This is a genomic window from Klebsiella sp. MS 92-3 (genome assembly GCF_000195655.1).
Lineage (GTDB): Bacteria > Pseudomonadota > Gammaproteobacteria > Enterobacterales > Enterobacteriaceae > Klebsiella > Klebsiella pneumoniae.
In genome coordinates this window covers 83,770-86,043 of record NZ_GL882806.1, presented here as the reverse complement: position 1 = coordinate 86,043, position 2,274 = coordinate 83,770, and the positions used below count along the sequence as shown (strand labels likewise).

The 2,274-nt window shown below is 59.3% G+C and carries 4 protein-coding genes; 2 read left to right on the top strand and 2 right to left on the bottom strand.

Features of this window, described 5'->3' with window-relative positions; genetic code table 11:
- Both ilvB and ivbL read right to left on the bottom strand, forming a co-directional pair.
- A partial coding sequence (gene ilvB / locus HMPREF9538_RS14220) for a biosynthetic-type acetolactate synthase large subunit (RefSeq protein WP_032457106.1) occupies positions 1–1,290 on the bottom strand: 1,290 nt, incomplete at its 3' end.
- A gap of 104 nt (positions 1,291–1,394) precedes the next feature.
- Complete coding sequence (gene ivbL / locus HMPREF9538_RS29915; protein WP_002923286.1) at positions 1,395–1,490, bottom strand: ilvB operon leader peptide IvbL; 96 nt, start codon at positions 1,488–1,490, stop codon at positions 1,395–1,397.
- 12 nt (positions 1,491–1,502) lie between these two features.
- Between ivbL and HMPREF9538_RS32235 the strand changes: the two genes are divergently transcribed.
- The gene (locus HMPREF9538_RS32235) at positions 1,503–1,670 is read left to right on the top strand and encodes a hypothetical protein (RefSeq protein WP_004150272.1); all 168 of its coding nucleotides are present in this window, start codon (positions 1,503–1,505) and stop codon (positions 1,668–1,670) included.
- Between the two features lie 452 nt (positions 1,671–2,122).
- Complete coding sequence (tisB, locus tag HMPREF9538_RS0127640; RefSeq protein ID WP_004145059.1) at positions 2,123–2,242, top strand: type I toxin-antitoxin system toxin TisB; 120 nt, start codon at positions 2,123–2,125, stop codon at positions 2,240–2,242.
- Positions 2,243–2,274 lie beyond the last annotated feature (32 nt).

Below are 2,274 nucleotides of genomic sequence, written 5' to 3'. Positions count from 1 at the left end.
GCCCGCGCCGATGGCTGCCGGCAGGCCGAAGCCCATGGTGCCGAGGCCGCCGGAGGTCAGCCACTGGCGCGGACGATTGAGCGGGTAGGCCTGCGCCGTCCACATCTGGTGCTGGCCAACGTCGGTAGTGATGATCGCTTCATCATCCACGCAGGCGGCCACGGCGTTAATCAGGCCGTAATGGGAGAGCGGGTCGCTTTCCTGCGGGATGGCGCAGGGGAATTCGCGCTGCAAGTCGGCCACCAGCTGGCGCCATTCCTCGCGCGGCTGCGCCTCAATCTGCGGGTTCAGCTGGGCTAAGACTTCCGCCACATCGCCCTGAATCGCCACGTGCGGTTGCTTAATTTTGCCCAGTTCGGCGCGGTCGATATCGACGTGGATAATCTTCGCGTTCGGGCAGAACTGCTCGGTCTTGCCAATCGCCCGGTCATCAAAACGGGCGCCTAAAACAATAAGTAAATCCGCCTCCTGCAGAATGAAGTTGGTGCTGCGCGCGCCGTGCATCCCCAGCATCCCCAGCGACAGCGGGTGCGCCTTCGGCAGCATGCCCAGCGCCATTAAGGTCATGGTGGTCGGCAGGTTGGCTTTTTCCGCCAGCTCACGGATCGCCTGCGGCGCGTTAATCACCCCGCCGCCCAGATACAGTACCGGGCGTTTCGCCGCGTTGATCATTGCCGCCGCTTCACGCACGCTTTCAGGCGCGAATGCCGGTGCCGGGGCGCGCTCGCCAGGCTCAGGCAGCGCTTCCAGCTCAATGGTCGCCGACTGCACGTCCTTAGGAATGTCTATCCACACCGGCCCGGGACGTCCGGACTGGGCAATACGGAAGGCGTCGCTGATCACCTGCGGCAGCTCGGCAATGTCGCGCACCAGATAGTTATGTTTGGTGATGGGGATAGAGATGCCGTAGGTGTCCACTTCCTGGAAGGCGTCGGTACCGATCATCGAGGCCGGTACCTGGCCGGTGATGCAGACCAGCGGAATCGAATCCAGGCGGGCATCGGCGATCGCCGTCACCAGGTTCGTCGCCCCCGGGCCGCTGCAGGCCATACAGACCGCCGGCTTGCCTTCGGTACGCGCCATCCCCTGGGCGATAAAGCCCGCGCCCTGCTCATGGCGCGCCAGGATGTGGCGGATCTGCGTGCTCTGGCTTAAGGCATCGTAGATAGGCAGGATGGAGCCGCCCGGAATGCCGCTGACCATAGTGATACCCTGGCGCTCCAGTAAATGAACAACCAGCTGCGCGCCGGTAAAGCGCATTGTGTTTGATGTGGTGCCCGAACTTGCCATGCTCCAGTCCTTTTCTTCTGGGCCGACTTTACCGGGGGGCTCGCCAACAAAAAACCCCGCTCGGTTTGCGCCGGCGGGGTTTGGAATTCGTGTTGTTCCGGACCCTACGGCGCATTGCCGACGACGACCACCACAGACACGACGACCACCGCGGCTGGCGCGGTTTTTAGTAGGGTCGAAGCGATCAGGGTTGCGTTCATTAGGGACCTGTTGTGTCGAAAAATAAGCTGAATTTATACAAACACAGGTTTTACGTTTTCACAATGGATTTATTTTCATCCACGAAAATTTGCGCGAAAGATCACAGTTCGGCGCAAAAGGACAGAAAACAAAAAACCCCGCCGGAGCGAGGTTTTTATCAGCATGGTTACAGGTGGTAGCCGCAAGCACACTGTATTACGTCAACGCCAAAAGTATACGCGATCGCTGCAGTTCGCGCAATTTAAGGTCGGTTTTTCTCTGTCATAGAGTATGGATGAGAGGGGCGGATTTGTCCAAAAAATACTGTTCATCCATACAGTGTTTATCTATACTGGGTGTGTTCACTTTGTGCCATTCGGGGGCCGCAAGTTTGACCGGCGCAACGAAGTCCTGGCTGAAACGGGTGGTGCCGTCAGTGCCTTAACCCCGAGAGAGCACACTGTGTTACGTCAACAACGTGCAGTCACTGGCCCGCGCGGCAACGCGTGGCTCAGCGCTGCGCACCCCTGTCGTTGCAGGCGGCGGGCCGGGAAGCCGTTCATGGAAAGGACGAACTATCGGCCAGGGCAGACGCCGCCGGCGACAGGCAGGGATAAGCTGGCAACGGGCAGCGGAAAGGTACGTCAGCTTATTGTGCTCCTTAACCACAGGAGACGCGCGTATGGGCGGAATGGATATTATTATTTTGATCCTGAAACTCATGGTTGCTGTGTTGCAACTACTTGATGCAGTCCTGAAACAGTTCCGCTGATTCAGGTTCAAGTCGCACCTGAGGGGGGCGGG